Source organism: Pseudonocardia cypriaca, assembly GCF_006717045.1.
Lineage (GTDB): Bacteria > Actinomycetota > Actinomycetes > Mycobacteriales > Pseudonocardiaceae > Pseudonocardia > Pseudonocardia cypriaca.
Genome location: NZ_VFPH01000001.1, coordinates 1,076,004 through 1,091,330, shown reverse-complemented (window position 1 = coordinate 1,091,330; position 15,327 = coordinate 1,076,004). Strand labels below are relative to the sequence as shown.

The following is a 15,327-nucleotide window of genomic DNA, read 5'->3' as shown; positions in this document are numbered from 1 at the left end:
GCCGTACCCTTCGTCCGTGTCCCGGTCCGGCGCCGATCTGGCCCTGTCGCTGCTCGGCGGCTTCCGCACCCTGGTCGACGCCGCGATCACCGAGCTGTCCCGCCGCGGCTTCGACGACGTGCGCCCCGTGCACGACTTCGCCATGCGCGCGATCGCCGCGGGCGCCGACACCGCGTCCGAACTGGGTCGCAGCCTCTCGATCTCCAAGCAGTCAGCGGCACGGACGATCGCGGTGCTCCAGGAACGCGGATACGTGTCCCGCGAGCCGGATCCGCGCGACGCCCGGCGCAAACGCCTGCAGGTGACCGAGCTCGGGCTGGAAGTCCTGCACACCGGCGAGGAGATCTTCGACGGGCTGCGCGAGCAGTGGTCCCAGAAGATCGGCGCCGGTGCTTTCGAGACGTTCGAGACCCACCTGACGTCACTGGTCGGAGCACAGCCCGTGCGCTTCGACACGCCCGGCTGGATGGCCCGAGACCTGGGGTCCCGTCTCGAATGACGCCCGCGGGCCGCGGGAGCGCGGCGTTCTGCGGTGCGGCAGTCAGCGGGGTAGCGCTCCGATCAGCACGGTGTCGAGCAGCGACGCGAGCTCGTCGGCGAGGCCGAACGGCGGGGGTTCGGCGGTGATCCACCGACTGACCGCCGAGAAGTAGCCGAGAGCGATCAGCCGTCCCACCCAGAGCGGGTCGGCGCCCGGTCGCAGCCGCGCCCGTGAGTCGACGATCAGCTGGGCGAGATCGCCGCCGAGCGGGTGGTCGACCATCACGTCGGTGTAGCGCAGGGCGAGCGGCATGATCGCGGCGGTCTCGGCACGGCTGTCCTCGTTCAGCGCCGCCAGCGCGGCGAGGTACGTGCCGAGGACGTCCTGCACGGACGCGGCGTCCGGGGCGCGCTCTGCGAACGACCTGGCCGCGCGCAAGCGGCGGCGCTGCGCCCAGTCCTCGAGGAAGAGGACCTTCCGCGAGTAGTGGTTGAAGACGGTGGTGCGGGCGAGGCCCGCACGTGCGGCGACGTCGTCCATCGACGTCTCGTCGTAGCCCCGCTCGGTGAACAGCTCGATCGCCGCCGCGAACACGCGATCTCGCCGCTCGTTGCGCTTGCGCGTGCGCCGGGTGAGCGGTTCCGGATCGGCGGCGGGTGCCTCCACGGCGTTCGTCACGGCCCCAGTACAGCACGCGGCGACCACGAAGTTGTACTCGAGTCTTGCTTCGTGGTGCGAGCCGTCGTACCGTCCGTCCTCACGAAGTTGTACTGGAGTACGCCTTCGATGACGGACGGAGGTCGCACCGTGGCGACGACCGACGCGTTCACGCTGCTCACCCGGCACGCGGCCGCCCCTGCTCGGCCGTTCCTCGTGTTCTGCGACGGCGACGGGAGGACCAGCGAGATCTCCTACGCCGAGCAGGTCCGGTGCGCCCTCGGCACTGCGGAACTGCTGCGCCGCGAGGGAGTGGCCGCCGGCGACCGCGTGCACCTGATGACCGCGAACCGCCCCGAGTTCCTCGACGTGTTTTTCGGCTGCGCCGTGCTGGGCGCCGTCGTCGTGCCGGTCAACCCGCTGTCCACCGCCGACGAGGTGGCCCACCAGCTCGACGACGCCGGCGCGACCGTCGCGATCGCGGATCCGCAGCTGTGCGCCACCGTGCGATCCGCGGGGCGGGAGCACGTGCGCGTGCTGGACGTCGACGAGCTGGTGGCTGCCCGGCCGGCCGAGCCCGCCCCGGTCGCGCACATCCCGCGGTCGGGGGTCGCGGCGATCATGTACACGTCCGGGACGACGAGCCGCCCCAAGGGCGTGCTCGTCACGCACGAGAACTACGTGCGCGTCGGCACCGCGATGGCCGCCCACCTCGGCGTCACCGCAGAGGACCGGTGGCTGGTGACCCTGCCGCTCTTCCACGGCAACGCCCAGTACTACTGCCTGATGTCGGCGCTCGTCGCCGGCGGCTCGATCGCCCTCACCTCGCGGTTCTCCGCGACGGGGTGGCCGCGCCACGCCCGCGACCTGCGCCCGACGCTGGCCAGCCTGTTCGCCGCGCCCGTGCGGATGATCCTCGCCCGCGCCGCACCCGACCCGGTCGACGCCGACAACGCCCTGCGCCTGGTGCTGTTCGCCCAGAACCTCACCGACGCCCAGGCCGCGGAGTTCGAACGCCGCTTCGGCGCACCGCTCGTGCAGCTCTACGGCATGACCGAGACCGTGGTGCCGCCGTTCGTCAACCCGCCGGACGAGAACCGCCGCTGGGACTCGATCGGCCTCCCGCTGCCCGGCGTGCAGGTCCGCGTCGTCGACGCGGCCGGCAACCCGGTCCCGGCCGGCACCCCCGGCGAGTTGCTCGTCGGCGGCGAGCCGGGGACCGACGTCGCGCTCGGCTACCACGACCGGCCGCAGGAGACGGCCGCGCTGCTCGACGGCGGCTGGCTGCACACCGGCGACCTCGTCCGCCTCGACGCGGACGGTCGCGCGTACTTCGTCGACCGGGCCAAGGACATGGTGAAACGAGCCGGGGAGAACGTCGCCGCGAGCGAGGTCGAGCGCGTGGTGAACGAGCACCCGGCCGTCCTCGAGTGCGCGGTGCACGGCATCCCCGACCCGGTGCACGACGAGGCGATCGTCGCCCACGTCGTGCCCCGGCCGGGGCACCACCCGGAGCCGGACGAGCTGCTGGCCTGGTGCCGGGCCCGGCTGGCCCGCTTCAAGGTCCCCAGCCTCGTCGTCGTCCGCGACGAGCTGCCCCGCACCAGCGTCGGGAAGATCCGCAAGGACGTCCTCCGCGCGGAGATCACCCGGCCACCGACCCCCACCACCTGACGGAGGACCCGATGAGTGCAACGCTGCACGACCCGCCCGACCGCACCGGCCCCGCCGCGCTCGGCCCCGCGGGGGAGATCCGCCGCGGCTGGCGCGCGCTCACCGCCGCCACGGTGGGCATCGGCACCGGCGTCGCGGTGCTGCCCTTCTACACCAACGGCCTGTTCATCCCGGAGCTCGAGGCGGAGTTCGGCTGGAGCCGCAGCCAGCTCTCCTCGCTCCAGCTCGTCGGATCGACGATCATCGTGTTGACCGCGCCGCTGGTCGGCGCCGTCATCGACCGGTACGGGGTGCGCATCCCGTCGACGCTGTCCCTCCTCGCACTCGGCGCCGCCTACTTCCTGCTCGCCGCCGGCGGCGCCTCCTTCGCGGGCTACCTGCTGGTGTTCGCCCTGATGTTCCTGCTGGCCGCGGCGTCCACCCCGGTCTCGTTCACCCGCGCTGTGAACGAGCGGTTCGACCGGGCCCGCGGCCTGGCGCTCGGCGTCGCCCTGGGCGGCGCCGGCCTCGTGGCCTTCCTCGTCCCCCAGCTGCTCGGCGCCCGGATCGCCGAGGACTGGCGCAGCGGCTACCAGGTCCTGGGCGCCGCGGTGCTCGTCGGCGCGGTGCTCGTCCTCCTGCTGATGCCCCGCCCTACCGCCGCCCGTTCGACCGAACCGGTCCGCACGGCGGCACCGGGGATCGCACCCGTGCTGCGCACCGCCCTGTTCGCCCGCCTCGCGGCGGCCTTCCTCACGCTCGCGCTCGCCGTCGGCGGGCTCACGCTGCACCTGGTCCCCATGCTGCGCGACGCCGGCGTGGCCCCGGCGTCCGCCGCGGGCACCGCCGGGCTCGTCGGCATCGCGGTGATCGTCGGACGGGTGTCGGTCGGGCTGCTCGTCGACCGGTTCTTCGCCCCGCGCGTCGCCGCCGCCGTGCTCACCGTGGCCGCAGCCGGCTACCTCGCGCTGCTGCTCGGCGGGCCGGGACTCGCCGCCGCGGCTGCGCTCGGCGTCGGCCTCGCGCTCGGCGCCGAGGTCGACCTCATCGGCTACCTCACCGCCCGCTACTACGGGATGGCCCGCTACGGCCGGCTGTTCGGCGTGTTCTACGCCGTTTTCACCCTCGGCGTGGGCGCGAGCCCTCTGCTGATGGCGTGGCTGCGCAGCGCCACGGGCGGATACGGCGTCGCGCTCCTCGTGGCCGTCGGGCTGCTCGCCGTGGCGGGCGCGCTGCTCGCCACGGCGCCGCGGTTCCCCGCCCCCGGACAGGAGGAGCTCCCGTGAGGTGGGTGACCTACGACGGCGGCGCCGGACCGCGGGCGGGCCTCGTCGACGGCGAGACCGTCCGCGGCCTCCCGGCCGCCGTGACGCTGCTGTCGCTCCTTGGCGACGACGGCGAGACCCTCGCCGAGGCCGGCGCGGCCGCCCGCCGCGAGCCCGTCGAGGTCCGGCCCCTCTCGGACATCCGGTTGCTCGCCCCGATCCCCCGGCCGCCGTCGATCCGGGACGGGCTGTGCTTCCTGGACCACCTCCGCGGCTGCTACCGGGCGATGGGCCGCTCCACGCAGCTGCCTCCGGTCTGGCTGGAGACACCGGCGTTCTACTTCGCCAACCCCGCAGCCGTCGTCGGCCCGCACGACGACGTCCCGGTCGCCCCCGGCAGCACGCTGTTCGACCTCGAGCTCGAGGTAGGTGCGGTCATCGGGCGCGGCGGGCGCGACCTGCACCCCGACACCGCCGAGCGACACATCGTCGGCTACACCCTCTACAACGACTGGACCGCACGCGACCACCAGCAGCGCGACATGGCCCAGGGCATCGGCATGGGCAAGAGCAAGGACAGCGCGATCACCCTCGGGCCGGCCCTGGTCACCGTCGACGAGCTGGAGCCCCATCGCCGCGACGGTCGCCTGGCCTTCGAGCTCAGCGCCACGGTGAACGACCGGGAGATCGCGAAGGGGTCGCTCGCCGACATGGACTGGACCTACGGCGAGCTGCTCGCCTTCGTCTCCCGGGGCACCGAACTGGTGCCCGGCGACGTGATCGGCTCGGGCACCGTGCCCGGCGGTTGCCTGCTCGAGCACGTCGACACCCCGGAGATGGCCTCGTTCACCGGCTGGCTGCAGCCCGGCGACGTCGTCTCGCTGCGCGGCGACGGCCTCGGCGAGACCCGGCAGGTCGTCCGGCCCGCACCCGCCTTCGTCCCGCTCAGCACCCGCACCTGACCCACAAGGAGGAACCGTGCCCACCCTGATCGACATCACCCGCACGATGGACCCGCAGAACCGCGCCATCGTGCACGAGTCCTTCCGCGCCCTCGAGGCCGTCCTCGCGCCGAGGATCACCTACCTCCGTCCCGAGGACGGCGGCCGCGACCGCATGACGGCCATATTTGGCTGCAGTCCCGACGACCTCCCCGACGGCGAGGGCTGGGGCGAGGACCTGCTGACCGAGATGAACACCCACTGCGGCACCCACGTCGACGCGCCGCTGCACAGCGGCCGCCTGGTGGAGGGCAGGCCCGCCCGCACCATCAGCGACATCGGCCTCGACGAGCTGTTCCGCCCCGGCATGGTGCTCGACGTCCGCGACTGGGTGCAGCCGGGCGAAGCCATCCCCATCGAGGGCCTCGATGCCGCGATCAAGGCGACCGGCCGCGAGATCGAGCACGGGGACGCCGTGCTCATCCGCACCGGCCAGGAGCGCTACACCCCGGCCGACCGCGAGTTCTACTTCTACCCGGGCATGACCGGCGACGCCACGCGCTACCTCACCTCGCGGGGGGCCACCGTTCTCGGCACCGACGCCCTCGCCTGGGACCGCCCCTTCCCGGTGATGAAGAAGGCCTTCGAGGAGACCGGCGACCCGGCCCAGATCTGGGACGGCCACTTCGCCATCCGGGACAAGGAGGCGTTCATCGTCCAGCAGCTGACCAACCTCGCCGCGCTCCCGCTGACCGGCTTCACCGTGGGCTTCTTCCCCATCAAGCTCCCGGGCACCAGCGCCGCACCCGCGCGCGCCGTCGCCTTCGTCGCCGACTGACCCCGCCCATCGCGCCCGAGGAACGGATCACCCGGCGGCGCGATCACCCTGCTGCGCCGCGATCTCGGCCAGGATCGGCGTGGCCGTGGTGGCGGCGTGGATCCCGATGACGCTGACGATGGCGAGCACCTCCATGATCTCCCCCGCCGTGGCGCCGAGGCGGACCGCGTTCTGCATGTGCAGCTTCAGCCCCGGCACGTACAGGTGGGTGGCCGATGCGTCGAAGGCGATGTAGATCAGCTCCTTGACCTTCGGCGGCAGCGTGCCGGTGCGCCACGGCACCGAGGAGAACTCGGTGTAGGCCTCGAAGAGGTCGGGGTCGAGCTCCAGCAGGCCGTCCCAGAACTCGTGCCAGTAGCCGCGGTTCGCGGTGAACTCGGCCTTGAGGCGCTCACGGCGGTCGTCCAGCGGGGCCGGGCCGTCGCGCAGGCCCTCCTCCTGCAGCACCTCCAGCAGCAGCGGCACGCCGATGTTGCTCGCGTGGATGCCGAGGGTGGAGGTCAGCTCGATGACCTCCATGATCTCCTCGCGGGTCGCGCCGTGCCCGAACGCCGCGGCGATGTGCTGGCGGATGCCCGGCTCGTAGAGGTGGGTGGCCGCGGCGTCGGCCGCGATGTAGACGAACTCCTTGACCTTCGGCTCCAGGTGCGACTCCCCCGTCCACGGGACGGCGGAGAAGCGCAGGTAGGCGCGGACGAACTCGGGATCGAGCTCCAGCATGCGCTGCCACGGCTCGCCCCAGGTGCCCCGCACCTGTACGAACTCGTCCTTGATCTGCTGCTGTTCGGGCGTGAGCGACACGGGACTCCTCCGGAGGGAGTGTCGGAGAGGGGATCAGGAGTGCAGGCGCGCGAGCGCGGTGCGCGCCGCGTTGTGGATGTGGCGGGCGCACGCCGCCGCGGCCGCGTCGGCATCGCCGGCCTCGACCGCGTCGACAACGGCGCGCAGCTCAGCGGCCGCCTCCCGCGGCCGGCCGGGCGCGGCGAGCGACGTGGCCCGCAGCAGCCGCACCCGGGCCTGCAGCCCGGCGAGCGTCTCCTGCAGCGGCCGGCTGCCCGACCCGGCGAGCAGCACCTCGTAGAAGCGGTCCTTGGCGTGCAGCTGGTCCTGCGGGTCGCCCGCGTCGGCGGTGCGCTCGATCTCGCCGACGGCCGCGCGCAGCGCCGCCACCTGATCGGCGGTGGCCCGCTGCACGAACCGCTGCACCGCGAGCGCCTCGAGCGATGCACGCATCTCGTACAGGTCGGCGGCGTCGTCCGGCGACAGGGCGGTGACGATCGCGCCGCGCTGCGGCACCACCGTGACCAGCCCCTCCGCGGCGAGCTGGCGCAGCACCTCGCGGACGGTGGCGCGGGAGACCCCGAGCTGCTCCACCAGCTCGCGCTCCACGAGCCGCTGGCCCGGCTGCAGCCGGAACCCGAGGATGGCGTCGCGCACCAGCGTGACGACCTGCTCGCGCAGCGGCGCGGCGACGCGGCCGATCTGGTCTGCGGACCAGACCGTCGACGCCGGGCTGCCGTCCACGCTCACCCTCCCCTCTCCTGCCGCAACCATCGCACGATCTCCGTGTGGTCCGCAGCGGGGCCCAGCGCCGCGGCCGCCTCCGTCCACAGCTCGACCGTGCGCGCGGCGAGCGCCGACGGCGCCCCGGTCGCCTCGGCGAGGCCGAGCGCGATCCGGATGTCCTTGAGCATGAGCCCGAGGGCGAACCCGGAGTCGAACGTGCCGGGCAGCACGAAGTTCGGCCACTTGTTCTCGGTGGACCCGCTGCGCCCGCTCGAGCCGTTGACGGCGTCCAGCATCACGGCGGGGTCCAGCCCGAACCGCTGCCCGGCGAGCAGCGCCTCCGAGCTGGCCAGCAGGTGCGCCGCGGACATCAGGTTGTTGAGCGCCTTGAGCGCGTGGCCCGCGCCCACCGGGCCGACGTGGCGCATCCGCCCGAGCACGGCGAAGAACGGCCCGAGCGGGGCGACGACGTCCTTCGGCCCGCCCACCATGATCGTCATCGTGCCGGCGGTGGCACCGGAGACACCGCCGGAGACGGGCGCGTCGACCAGCACCGCGCCCCGCGCCGCGACCTCCTCGGCCAGCGCGCGGGTCCGCAGCGGCTCCGACGAGCCCATGTCGACGAGCACGGTGCCGGGGGCGAGCGCGTCGAGCAGCCCGGCCCCCAGCGCGACGGCCTCGACGGCGGCCGAGTCCGGCAGCATGAGGACCACGACCGGCACGCCGTCGGCCACCAGCGCGGCCTCCTCCACCAGCGTGACGACGCCGGCGAGCTCCGGGCGGGACGCCGTGTCGTACCCGCGCACGGCGACCCCGGCCGCCGCCAGCCGCTGCACCATCGGCGTGCCCATCCGGCCGAGCCCGACGAACCCCACGGCCGGCGGGAGGCCGGCGTGCTCACCCATCGGCGCCCTCCGCCGCGATCTCGCCGAGCACCCGCTCGGCCACCCGGAACGACTCCAGTGCCGCGGGCACGCCGCAGTAGATCGCGGCCTGCAGCAGCGCCTCCTGGATCTCGGCCTCGGTGGCACCGTTGGTGATCGCGCCGCGCACGTGCACGCCGAGCTCGTGGTTGCGGCCCAGCGCGGTGAGCATCACCAGGTTGAGCAGGCTGCGGGTGCGCCGGTCCAGCCCGGGCCGGCCCCAGACGTCACCCCAGCAGGCGCGCGTGACGAACTCCTGCACGGGGCGGGAGAAGTCGCTCACCGCGGCCAGTGAGCGCTCGACGTGCGCTTCGCCGAGGACCTCCTTGCGGATCGCGAGCCCCTGCTCGTAGCGCTGGTCGGTCATCGGCCGTCCCCCCGGTAGTCGTCCTCGCTGACCTCGTCCAGCCACACGGTCGGCCCGAGCGACACCGCGATGTGCGTCATCACGGTGTTGACCGTGCCGCCGTGCCAGTGCCGCTCCCCCGGCGGCACCCACACCACGTCCCCGGCGCGGATCACCTGCGGCCGCTCGCCGTGGGTGCAGACCCAGCCCAGGCCCGCGGTGACCACGAGGATCTGCCCCGCGGTGTGGTGGTGCCAGTAGGTGCGCGCGCCCGGCGTGAAGGTCACCGAGTTGATCGTGTTGCCCTCCGCGGTGGTGGGCAGCACGGGATCGCCCCACACCGTGCCGGTGAAGGTCTCCGTGCGAGCCTGGGTCGGGGTGGTCTCGGGGGCCCGCCCCCGGACGATCTGCACTGCCTCTCAGTCCTTCCCCTGGTCGTGGACGCGGACGCCGCCGGCCACGTCGCCGAACGCGTCGACCACGCGGTTGCTGATCTGGTCGCCGTAGCCGAGGTTCTCGGCGAGCCCGAAGCTCGCCAGCGGTCCCGCCGCGTTGAGGCTCGGCACCCCGAGCCGCCCGACGAGCTCGACGTAGAGCGCCACGTCCTTGGTCATGAGCCGGCCGGTGAGCCCGCCCTCCAGGTAGTCCCCGCGGACGATGTGCGGGAACCGGCTGCGGGTCGCGAAGCTCGCGCCGCTGCTGGAGTTGAGGACGTCGAGCAGCTGCGGCAGGTCGAGCCCGGCCAACCGGGCGGCCACCATCACCTCGGCGGTGGCCGCGAGGGTCACCGCGTTGAGGAAGTTGTTGAGCAGCTTCGCGGTGTGGCCCGCCCCGGGTCCGCCCATGTGGTGCACGTGCGCCGCGATCGGCGCGAACACCCAGTCGAGCTCGGCGAGCGCGTCCGCGTCGCCGCCCGCCATGATCGTCAGGCTGCCCTGCTCGGCGGCTGCCGCCCCGCCGGAGATCCCGGCGTCGAGGTAGCGGACGCCGGCGGCGGCCGCCTCGGCGTGCAGCGCCGTGGTCGACGCCGGTGAGGCGGTGGAGAGGTCGACGATCGTCGCACCCGGTCGCGCCGCGGCCAGCAGCCCGTCCGGGCCGCGGACCACCGGCTCGACCACGTGGCTGTCCGGTAGGGACATCAGCACCACCGGCGCCGCCGCGGCGACCTCCGCCGGTGAGCCGGCCGCCCGCGCGCCGACCGCCTCGGCCGCGTCCGGTCGCGGGTCGAACCCGACCACCTCGATCCCGGCGCCCACCAACCGCCGCGTCATCCGCCCGCCCATGTTCCCGAGGCCGACGAAGCCCACCGTCCGCCCGGTCACGCGAACCACCCCGGGTGCATCCGCTCGTCGCCGGGCCGTGGGTCCCACGCGCCCGCGCCGCCGGAGGGCCGCACGGTGCTCACCGCCGCCGCCCCACCGTCGACGGACACCACTTCACCGGTCATGTACGCCGCCCCGTCGCCCAGCAGGAACGCGACCACGGAGGCGATCTCCTCGCCGGTGCCCGCCCGCCGCAGCGGGGTGGTCGACGCGCGCCGCACCATGTCGTCCCCGCCGCCGGGCCCGTTGCCAGCCGCCGCGAACAGCGCGGTGGGCACGATGCCCGGCGCCACCGCGTTGACGCGCACGCCGATCGGCCCCCCGTAGAGCGCAGCCCCCTTGAGCACCCCGAGCACGCCGTGCTTGGAGGCCTGGTAGGCGAGCAGGTCGTCGCTGCCGCGAAGGGATGCGATGGACGCGGTGAGCACGATCGCCCCGCCGCTGCGCTGCTCCTCGTACCGGCGGAACGCCGCCCGCACCCCGAGGAACACCCCGCGCAGGTTGATCCCGACGACCCGGTCCCAGTCGGCGACCGACAGCTCGGTCAGCCGGGTCAACGGGCCCGGCACCCCGGCGTTGAGGTGGTGCAGGTCGATGCGGCCGAACGCCGCGAGGCCCGCCGCCACCGCCGCGTCGACGTCGGCCTCCTGCGACACGTCCCCGGTGCACACCACGGTCTCGACCGGCAGGTCGGCGGCCAGTGCCTTCAGCCGGTCGCCGTCGACGTCCTGCAGGACGAGCCGCACCCCCTCCGCCGCGAGCCGCCGCGCGCTCGCCGAGCCGATGCCGCCCGCGGCCCCGGTGACGAGGCAGACCTTCCCGTCCAGGCTCACGCCGCTCCCTCCGTCGTTCCCGCCACCCGGACGACCAGCTCGCCGAGCCCGGAGGGCAGCCCGCCCACCCGCTCGGGGAAGCGCCGGCCGACATCGGCATCGTGCCCGGCCACGAGCAGCCGCCCGCTGTCCTCGCACATCTCGCGCAGCACGTCGAAGCCCCGGTACATGTCCGCCAGGTCGGCCACGACGAAGAACGGGCGGTCGCGCTCCAGCTCCTCGTAGAAGTGCAGGGCGTCGGCGGCCAGCACCACCGCCTCCCGCTCCCCGGTCGCGACCTGCGCCACGAGCTGGCCGGGCGTGTGCCCGCCGACCACCACCAGCTGGATGCCGGGCGCGAGGTCGCAGGTGCCCTCGACGAGCCGCAGCCTGCCCTGCTCCCCCGCCGCGGCGAGGTGCGCCAGCTCGTCGGGCTCCGTCGAGTGGGCGAACTGCATGCGCCGCGCGTAGGGACCGGTCCAGAACTCGTACTCGCGCCGGGCCAGCACGATCTCCGCGTTGGGGAACCGGTGCAGGTTGCCGATGTGGTCGTAGTGCGCGTGGCTGACCACGAGCCGGTCGACCGCCGCCGCGTCCACGCCGAGCGCGGCCAGCGCCTCGACGGGGTCGGCCAGCAGGCTGCGCCGCCTGCGCGCCCCCGCCTCCGCGCCGAACCCGCAGTCGACCACCACCGTGCGGCCGGCGTTGCGCACGACCCAGAAGAAGTAGTCCATGGCGATCTCGGCATCGGGCTCGCCGTAGAGGTGGTAGTTGAGGTAGCTCTGCGCCTTGGTGGCGGTGCGGGTGCCGTAGCGGACGGCGAGGACCTCGTAGGCGGCTGTCACGGACGCACCTCGGCCGGCGCCACCGCGGCCGCACCGTCGATGCGGCGCCCGCGCACCTCGGGCAGCCACCGGGCGAGCGCGAGCGTGGCGATCGCGGCCACCACCACCATGTACAGGGCCGGCAGCGTGCTGCTGCCCGTGCTGCTCGCGATGGCAGCGGCGATCAGCGGACCGGGTCCGCCGATGAGGGCGAGGCCCAGGTTGAAGCCGATCGCGCTGGACGTCGAGCGCGTCTCGGCCGGGAACAGCTCCACGAGCATGCACACCGTCGTCACGCTCACCATCGACTGGAACACCGCGAACAGCACCATCCCGCCGACGACCCCGGCCGCGGTGCCCGTTCCCATCAGCACGAACGCGGGGATGCTGACGACCGCGAGCCCGAACCCGCCGACGAGGTTGACCCGGCGCCTGCCGAACCGGTCGGAGACCGCGCCCGCGATCGGGCACAGCAGCGCGTAGCAGACGAGGCCGGTGGCGACGAGCACCAGTGCGCGCGGCCGGGACAGCTCCACGGTCGCGGTCAGGTAGGTGACGACGTACGTGGCGAGGTAGTAGAAGCCGAGCCCCTGGACGCTGGAGAACGCGAACGTCAGCGCGATCGCCCGGACGTCACGGCCCGACTGGCGCAGCGGCGCCTCCGCACGGGCCCCGGCCTCGACGAGCCGCTGGAACACCGGCGTCTCGTCGATCCGCAGCCGCACCCAGGTTCCGACGGCGGTCAGCGGCACGGCGACGAGGAACGGGATGCGCCAGCCCCACGCCGACATCTGCTCCGTCGTGAGCGAGAGCTCGAGGGTGAGCACGAGCAGGCCGCCTGCGCACGTCGCGAGCGCGGCGGTCGCCGAGATCACGCTCGCGAACCGCCCACGCCGCTCCACCGGCGTGTGCTCGATCAGGAACGCGGCCGAACCGGTCCACTCCGCTCCGGCCGAGAAGCCCTGCACGCAGCGCAGCAGCACCAGCAGCACCGGGGCGAGCAGCCCGGCGCTCTCGAACGTGGGCAGCACCCCGATCAGCGTGGTCGCGAGCCCCATGAGGCCGATCGAGAGCGTCAGCAGGGCCCGGCGTCCCAACCGGTCCCCGACCGCCCCGAGCACGAACCCGCCCAGCGGGCGCATGAAGAACGCGACCCCGAACACCGCCAGCGACGCCAGCAGCGACGCGGCCGGGCTCGCCCCGGGGAAGAACAGCCGTCCCAGCGTGGCCGCCAGGAAGCCGTAGATCGCGAAGTCGAACCACTCCGTGAAGTTGCCGACCGCCGTCGCCAGTGCAGCCACCCGCCGGGCCGCACCGTCCTCTGCACCGTGCTTCATCGCACTCCCTCGTCGACGAGTTGGACGGACTGTCAGGCTGTCAGACAATCCTGCGTCGCGGAAGGTGTTCCGGGTCACACGAAGACGCCCCGGCCCGCCGCGGATGCGGCGGACCGGGGCGTCGGATCGAACGGTTACCGCAGGTCGAACCGGTCCAGGTTCATGACCTTGTCCCAGGCCTTGACGAAGTCGCGCACGAACTTCTCCTTCGCGTCGTCGGCCGAGTACACCTCGACGATGCCGCGCAGGATCGAGTTCGAGCCGAAGACCAGGTCCACCGCGGTGGCGGTGCGCACCACGGCGCCCTGGGCGTCACGGGCCTCGTAGACGCCCTCCTCGTCCTTCGACGTGCTCCACTCGACCCCGAGGTCGAGCAGGTTGCGGAAGAAGTCCTGCGACAGGATCCCCGGCCGGTCGGTGAAGACGCCGTGCGCCGTGCCGCCGGTGTTCGCGCCCAGCACGCGCAGGCCGCCGACCAGCAGGGTCAGCTCCTTCGCCGTGAGCTCGAGCATGTAGGCGCGGTCGACGAGCAGCGTCTCCGGAGACAGCTTCAGGTCCGGGGCGATCCAGTTGCGGAAACCGTCGGCGCGGGGCTCCAGGTACTGGAACGTGTCGACGTCGGTCTGCTCCTGCGAGGCGTCGGTGCGCCCGGGCGCGAACGGCACGGTGACCTCCACACCTGCGTCGGCGGCGGCCTTCTCCACGGCGGCGGCACCGGCCAGCACGATCGTGTCGGCGAGCGAGACGGGCTTGCCGAACGCCTGGCGGACCTCGTCGAGCTTGGCGATGACCTCCTGCGTGCCGGCGTTGACCGGCCAGCTCGCCTGCGGCTCGAGGCGGATGCGGGCGCCGTTCGCGCCGCCGCGCTTGTCGGTGCCGCGGTAGGACGCGGCCGACGACCAGGCGGTGTGCACGAGCTGCGAGACCGTGAGGCCGGAGGCGAGGATCTGCTTCTTGAGGTCGGCGGCGTCGGACTCCGACAGCAGCTCGTGCTCGACCGGCGGGAGCGGGTCCTGCCAGAGCTGGACCTCCTGCGGCACCCACGGGCCGACGTAGCGCGAGACCGGGCCCATGTCGCGGTGCAGCAGCTTGAACCAGGCCCGCCGGTAGGCGTCGGCGAAGTACTCGGGGTCGTCGCGGAACCGCTCGGCGATCTTGCGGTACTCCGGGTCGGTGATCAGCGCGAGGTCGCTCGTCAGCATCATGGGCGGGTTCTTCTTGCCCTCGATGTGCGCGTCGGCCACGAGCTCCTGGCCCTCGGGCTGCTTCGGCTTCCACTGCTTGGCGCCTGCCGGGCTCTCGGTGAGCTCCCACTCGAAGCCGAGCAGCGTCTCCCAGTAGCTGTTGTCCCACTGGGTGGGCGTCGGGGTCCAGGCGCCCTCGAGGCCGCTGGTGATCGTGTCGGCGCCCTTGCCGGTGCCGAACTGGTTCTTCCAGCCGAGCCCGCCGGAGTGCACCGGGCAGCCCTCCGGCTCCGGGCCGACGAGGTTCGGGTCGCCGGCGCCGTGCGCCTTCCCGAACGTGTGCCCACCGCCGATGAGGGCGACGGTCTCCTCGTCGTTCATCGCCATCCGGCCGAACGTCACGCGGATGTCGTGGGCCGACGCGAGCGGGTCCGGCTGACCCTTCGGGCCCTCCGGGTTGACGTAGATCAGACCCATGGTGACGGCGCCGAGGGCACCCTCGAGCTCGAGCGGAGCGTCGCCGCTGTAGCGCTCGTCGCCGAGCCAGGTGTCCTCCGGCCCCCAGAAGACCTCCTCCGGCTGCCACACGTCCTCGCGGCCGAAGGCGAAGCCGAGGGTCTCGAAGCCCATGTCCTCGTGGGCCACGTTGCCGGCGAGCACGAGCAGGTCGGCCCAGGACAGGCTGCGGCCGTACTTCTGCTTGACCGGCAGCAGCAGGCGGCGGGCCTTGTCGAGGCTGGCGTTGTCCGGCCAGCTGTTGAGCGGGGCGAAGCGCTGGGCGCCGTCACCGGCACCGCCGCGGCCGTCGACCTGGCGGTAGGTGCCCGCGGAGTGCCACGACATGCGGATGAACAGCGGGCCGTAGTGGCCCCAGTCGGCGGGCCACCAGTCCTGCGACGTGCGCATGACCTGGACGATGTCGGCCTTGACCGCGTCGAAGTCCAGCTGGGAGACGGCCTGCTTGTAGTCGAAGTCCTCGCCGAGCGGGTCGGAGTCGCGCGAGGGCTTGTTGAGGACGGTCAGGTCGACCTGGTTCGGCCACCAGTCGCGGTTGGACCGCGGGCGGGCGTCCTGGTGGAAGGTGGGACCGGGGATGGCCGGGTTCTCGCTCTCGCTCCGGCTCGCGGTGTCGTCGGTACCCTGCGGGCTCGCGGACTCGTCACGGGGCTTCGGGTCGGTCACGGCGGGGTTCTCGCTCTCGGGGGGCACGAAGGTCCTTTCAGGGGCCTGTGGTGGGT

The 15,327-nt window shown here is 73.4% G+C and carries 16 protein-coding genes; 5 read left to right on the top strand and 11 right to left on the bottom strand.

Annotation, left to right across the window (positions count from 1 at the left end; all coding sequences use genetic code 11):
• Window positions 1-16: 16 nt before the first annotated feature.
• A complete protein-coding gene (locus FB388_RS05100; protein WP_142097558.1) occupies window positions 17-499 on the top strand; it encodes a MarR family winged helix-turn-helix transcriptional regulator in 483 nt (160 codons plus the stop codon).
• 42 nt (window positions 500-541) lie between these two features.
• Here the strand turns inward: FB388_RS05100 and FB388_RS05095 are convergent, their stop codons facing one another.
• Window positions 542-1,159: a TetR/AcrR family transcriptional regulator gene (locus FB388_RS05095; RefSeq protein ID WP_211361773.1), complete on the bottom strand. Its 618-nt coding sequence runs from the start codon at window positions 1,157-1,159 to the stop codon at window positions 542-544.
• A 129-nt stretch (window positions 1,160-1,288) separates the two neighbouring features.
• Between FB388_RS05095 and FB388_RS05090 the strand changes: the two genes are divergently transcribed.
• From FB388_RS05090 to FB388_RS05075, 4 genes are read left to right on the top strand one after another with little or no spacing between them, the layout of a single operon-like run.
• The gene (locus FB388_RS05090) at window positions 1,289-2,812 is read left to right on the top strand and encodes a class I adenylate-forming enzyme family protein (RefSeq protein ID WP_211361772.1); all 1,524 of its coding nucleotides are present in this window, start codon (window positions 1,289-1,291) and stop codon (window positions 2,810-2,812) included.
• Between the two features lie 11 nt (window positions 2,813-2,823).
• A complete protein-coding gene (locus tag FB388_RS05085; protein ID WP_142097552.1) occupies window positions 2,824-4,077 on the top strand; it encodes an MFS transporter in 1,254 nt (417 codons plus the stop codon).
• Window positions 4,074-5,018: a fumarylacetoacetate hydrolase family protein gene (locus tag FB388_RS05080; RefSeq protein ID WP_142097549.1), complete on the top strand. Its 945-nt coding sequence runs from the start codon at window positions 4,074-4,076 to the stop codon at window positions 5,016-5,018. Before FB388_RS05085 ends, FB388_RS05080 begins: the two co-directional genes overlap by 4 nt.
• Window positions 5,019-5,034: 16 nt before the next feature.
• On the top strand, window positions 5,035-5,835 hold the full coding sequence (locus tag FB388_RS05075) for a cyclase family protein (protein ID WP_142097547.1): 801 nt from the start codon (window positions 5,035-5,037) through the stop codon (window positions 5,833-5,835).
• Window positions 5,836-5,862: 27 nt separating this feature from the next.
• Here FB388_RS05075 and FB388_RS40205 read toward each other — a convergent pair whose 3' ends face one another.
• The 10 genes from FB388_RS40205 to katG all read right to left on the bottom strand — a co-directional run bounded on the left by FB388_RS40205 (window position 5,863) and on the right by katG (window position 15,298).
• A complete protein-coding gene (locus tag FB388_RS40205) occupies window positions 5,863-6,636 on the bottom strand; it encodes a carboxymuconolactone decarboxylase family protein (RefSeq protein WP_246121626.1) in 774 nt (257 codons plus the stop codon).
• A 33-nt stretch (window positions 6,637-6,669) separates the two neighbouring features.
• Window positions 6,670-7,359: a GntR family transcriptional regulator gene (locus tag FB388_RS05065; RefSeq protein ID WP_246121624.1), complete on the bottom strand. Its 690-nt coding sequence runs from the start codon at window positions 7,357-7,359 to the stop codon at window positions 6,670-6,672.
• A gap of 2 nt (window positions 7,360-7,361) precedes the next feature.
• Window positions 7,362-8,246, bottom strand: coding sequence for an NAD(P)-dependent oxidoreductase (locus tag FB388_RS05060; protein ID WP_142097541.1), 885 nt, complete (start codon window positions 8,244-8,246; stop codon window positions 7,362-7,364).
• Complete coding sequence (pcaC, locus tag FB388_RS05055; protein ID WP_142097538.1) at window positions 8,239-8,631, bottom strand: 4-carboxymuconolactone decarboxylase; 393 nt, start codon at window positions 8,629-8,631, stop codon at window positions 8,239-8,241. The genes FB388_RS05060 and pcaC overlap by 8 nt, the downstream gene beginning before the upstream one ends.
• On the bottom strand, window positions 8,628-9,023 hold the full coding sequence (locus FB388_RS05050) for a cupin domain-containing protein (protein ID WP_142097536.1): 396 nt from the start codon (window positions 9,021-9,023) through the stop codon (window positions 8,628-8,630). Before FB388_RS05050 ends, pcaC begins: the two co-directional genes overlap by 4 nt.
• Before the next feature lie 6 nt (window positions 9,024-9,029).
• Window positions 9,030-9,932 carry an NAD(P)-dependent oxidoreductase gene (locus tag FB388_RS05045; protein ID WP_142097533.1) on the bottom strand — a complete coding sequence of 301 codons (903 nt, stop codon included), beginning with the start codon at window positions 9,930-9,932 and terminating at the stop codon, window positions 9,030-9,032.
• Window positions 9,929-10,765, bottom strand: coding sequence for an SDR family NAD(P)-dependent oxidoreductase (locus tag FB388_RS05040; RefSeq protein ID WP_142097530.1), 837 nt, complete (start codon window positions 10,763-10,765; stop codon window positions 9,929-9,931). The genes FB388_RS05045 and FB388_RS05040 overlap by 4 nt, the downstream gene beginning before the upstream one ends.
• On the bottom strand, window positions 10,762-11,589 hold the full coding sequence (locus tag FB388_RS05035) for an N-acyl homoserine lactonase family protein (RefSeq protein WP_142097528.1): 828 nt from the start codon (window positions 11,587-11,589) through the stop codon (window positions 10,762-10,764). The genes FB388_RS05040 and FB388_RS05035 overlap by 4 nt, the downstream gene beginning before the upstream one ends.
• Window positions 11,586-12,905, bottom strand: a complete 1,320-nt coding sequence (locus tag FB388_RS05030; RefSeq protein WP_142097525.1) for an MFS transporter — start codon at window positions 12,903-12,905, stop codon at window positions 11,586-11,588. Before FB388_RS05030 ends, FB388_RS05035 begins: the two co-directional genes overlap by 4 nt.
• Before the next feature lie 134 nt (window positions 12,906-13,039).
• Complete coding sequence (gene katG / locus FB388_RS05025; protein ID WP_142097523.1) at window positions 13,040-15,298, bottom strand: catalase/peroxidase HPI; 2,259 nt, start codon at window positions 15,296-15,298, stop codon at window positions 13,040-13,042.
• Between the last annotated feature and the right edge of the window lie 29 nt (window positions 15,299-15,327).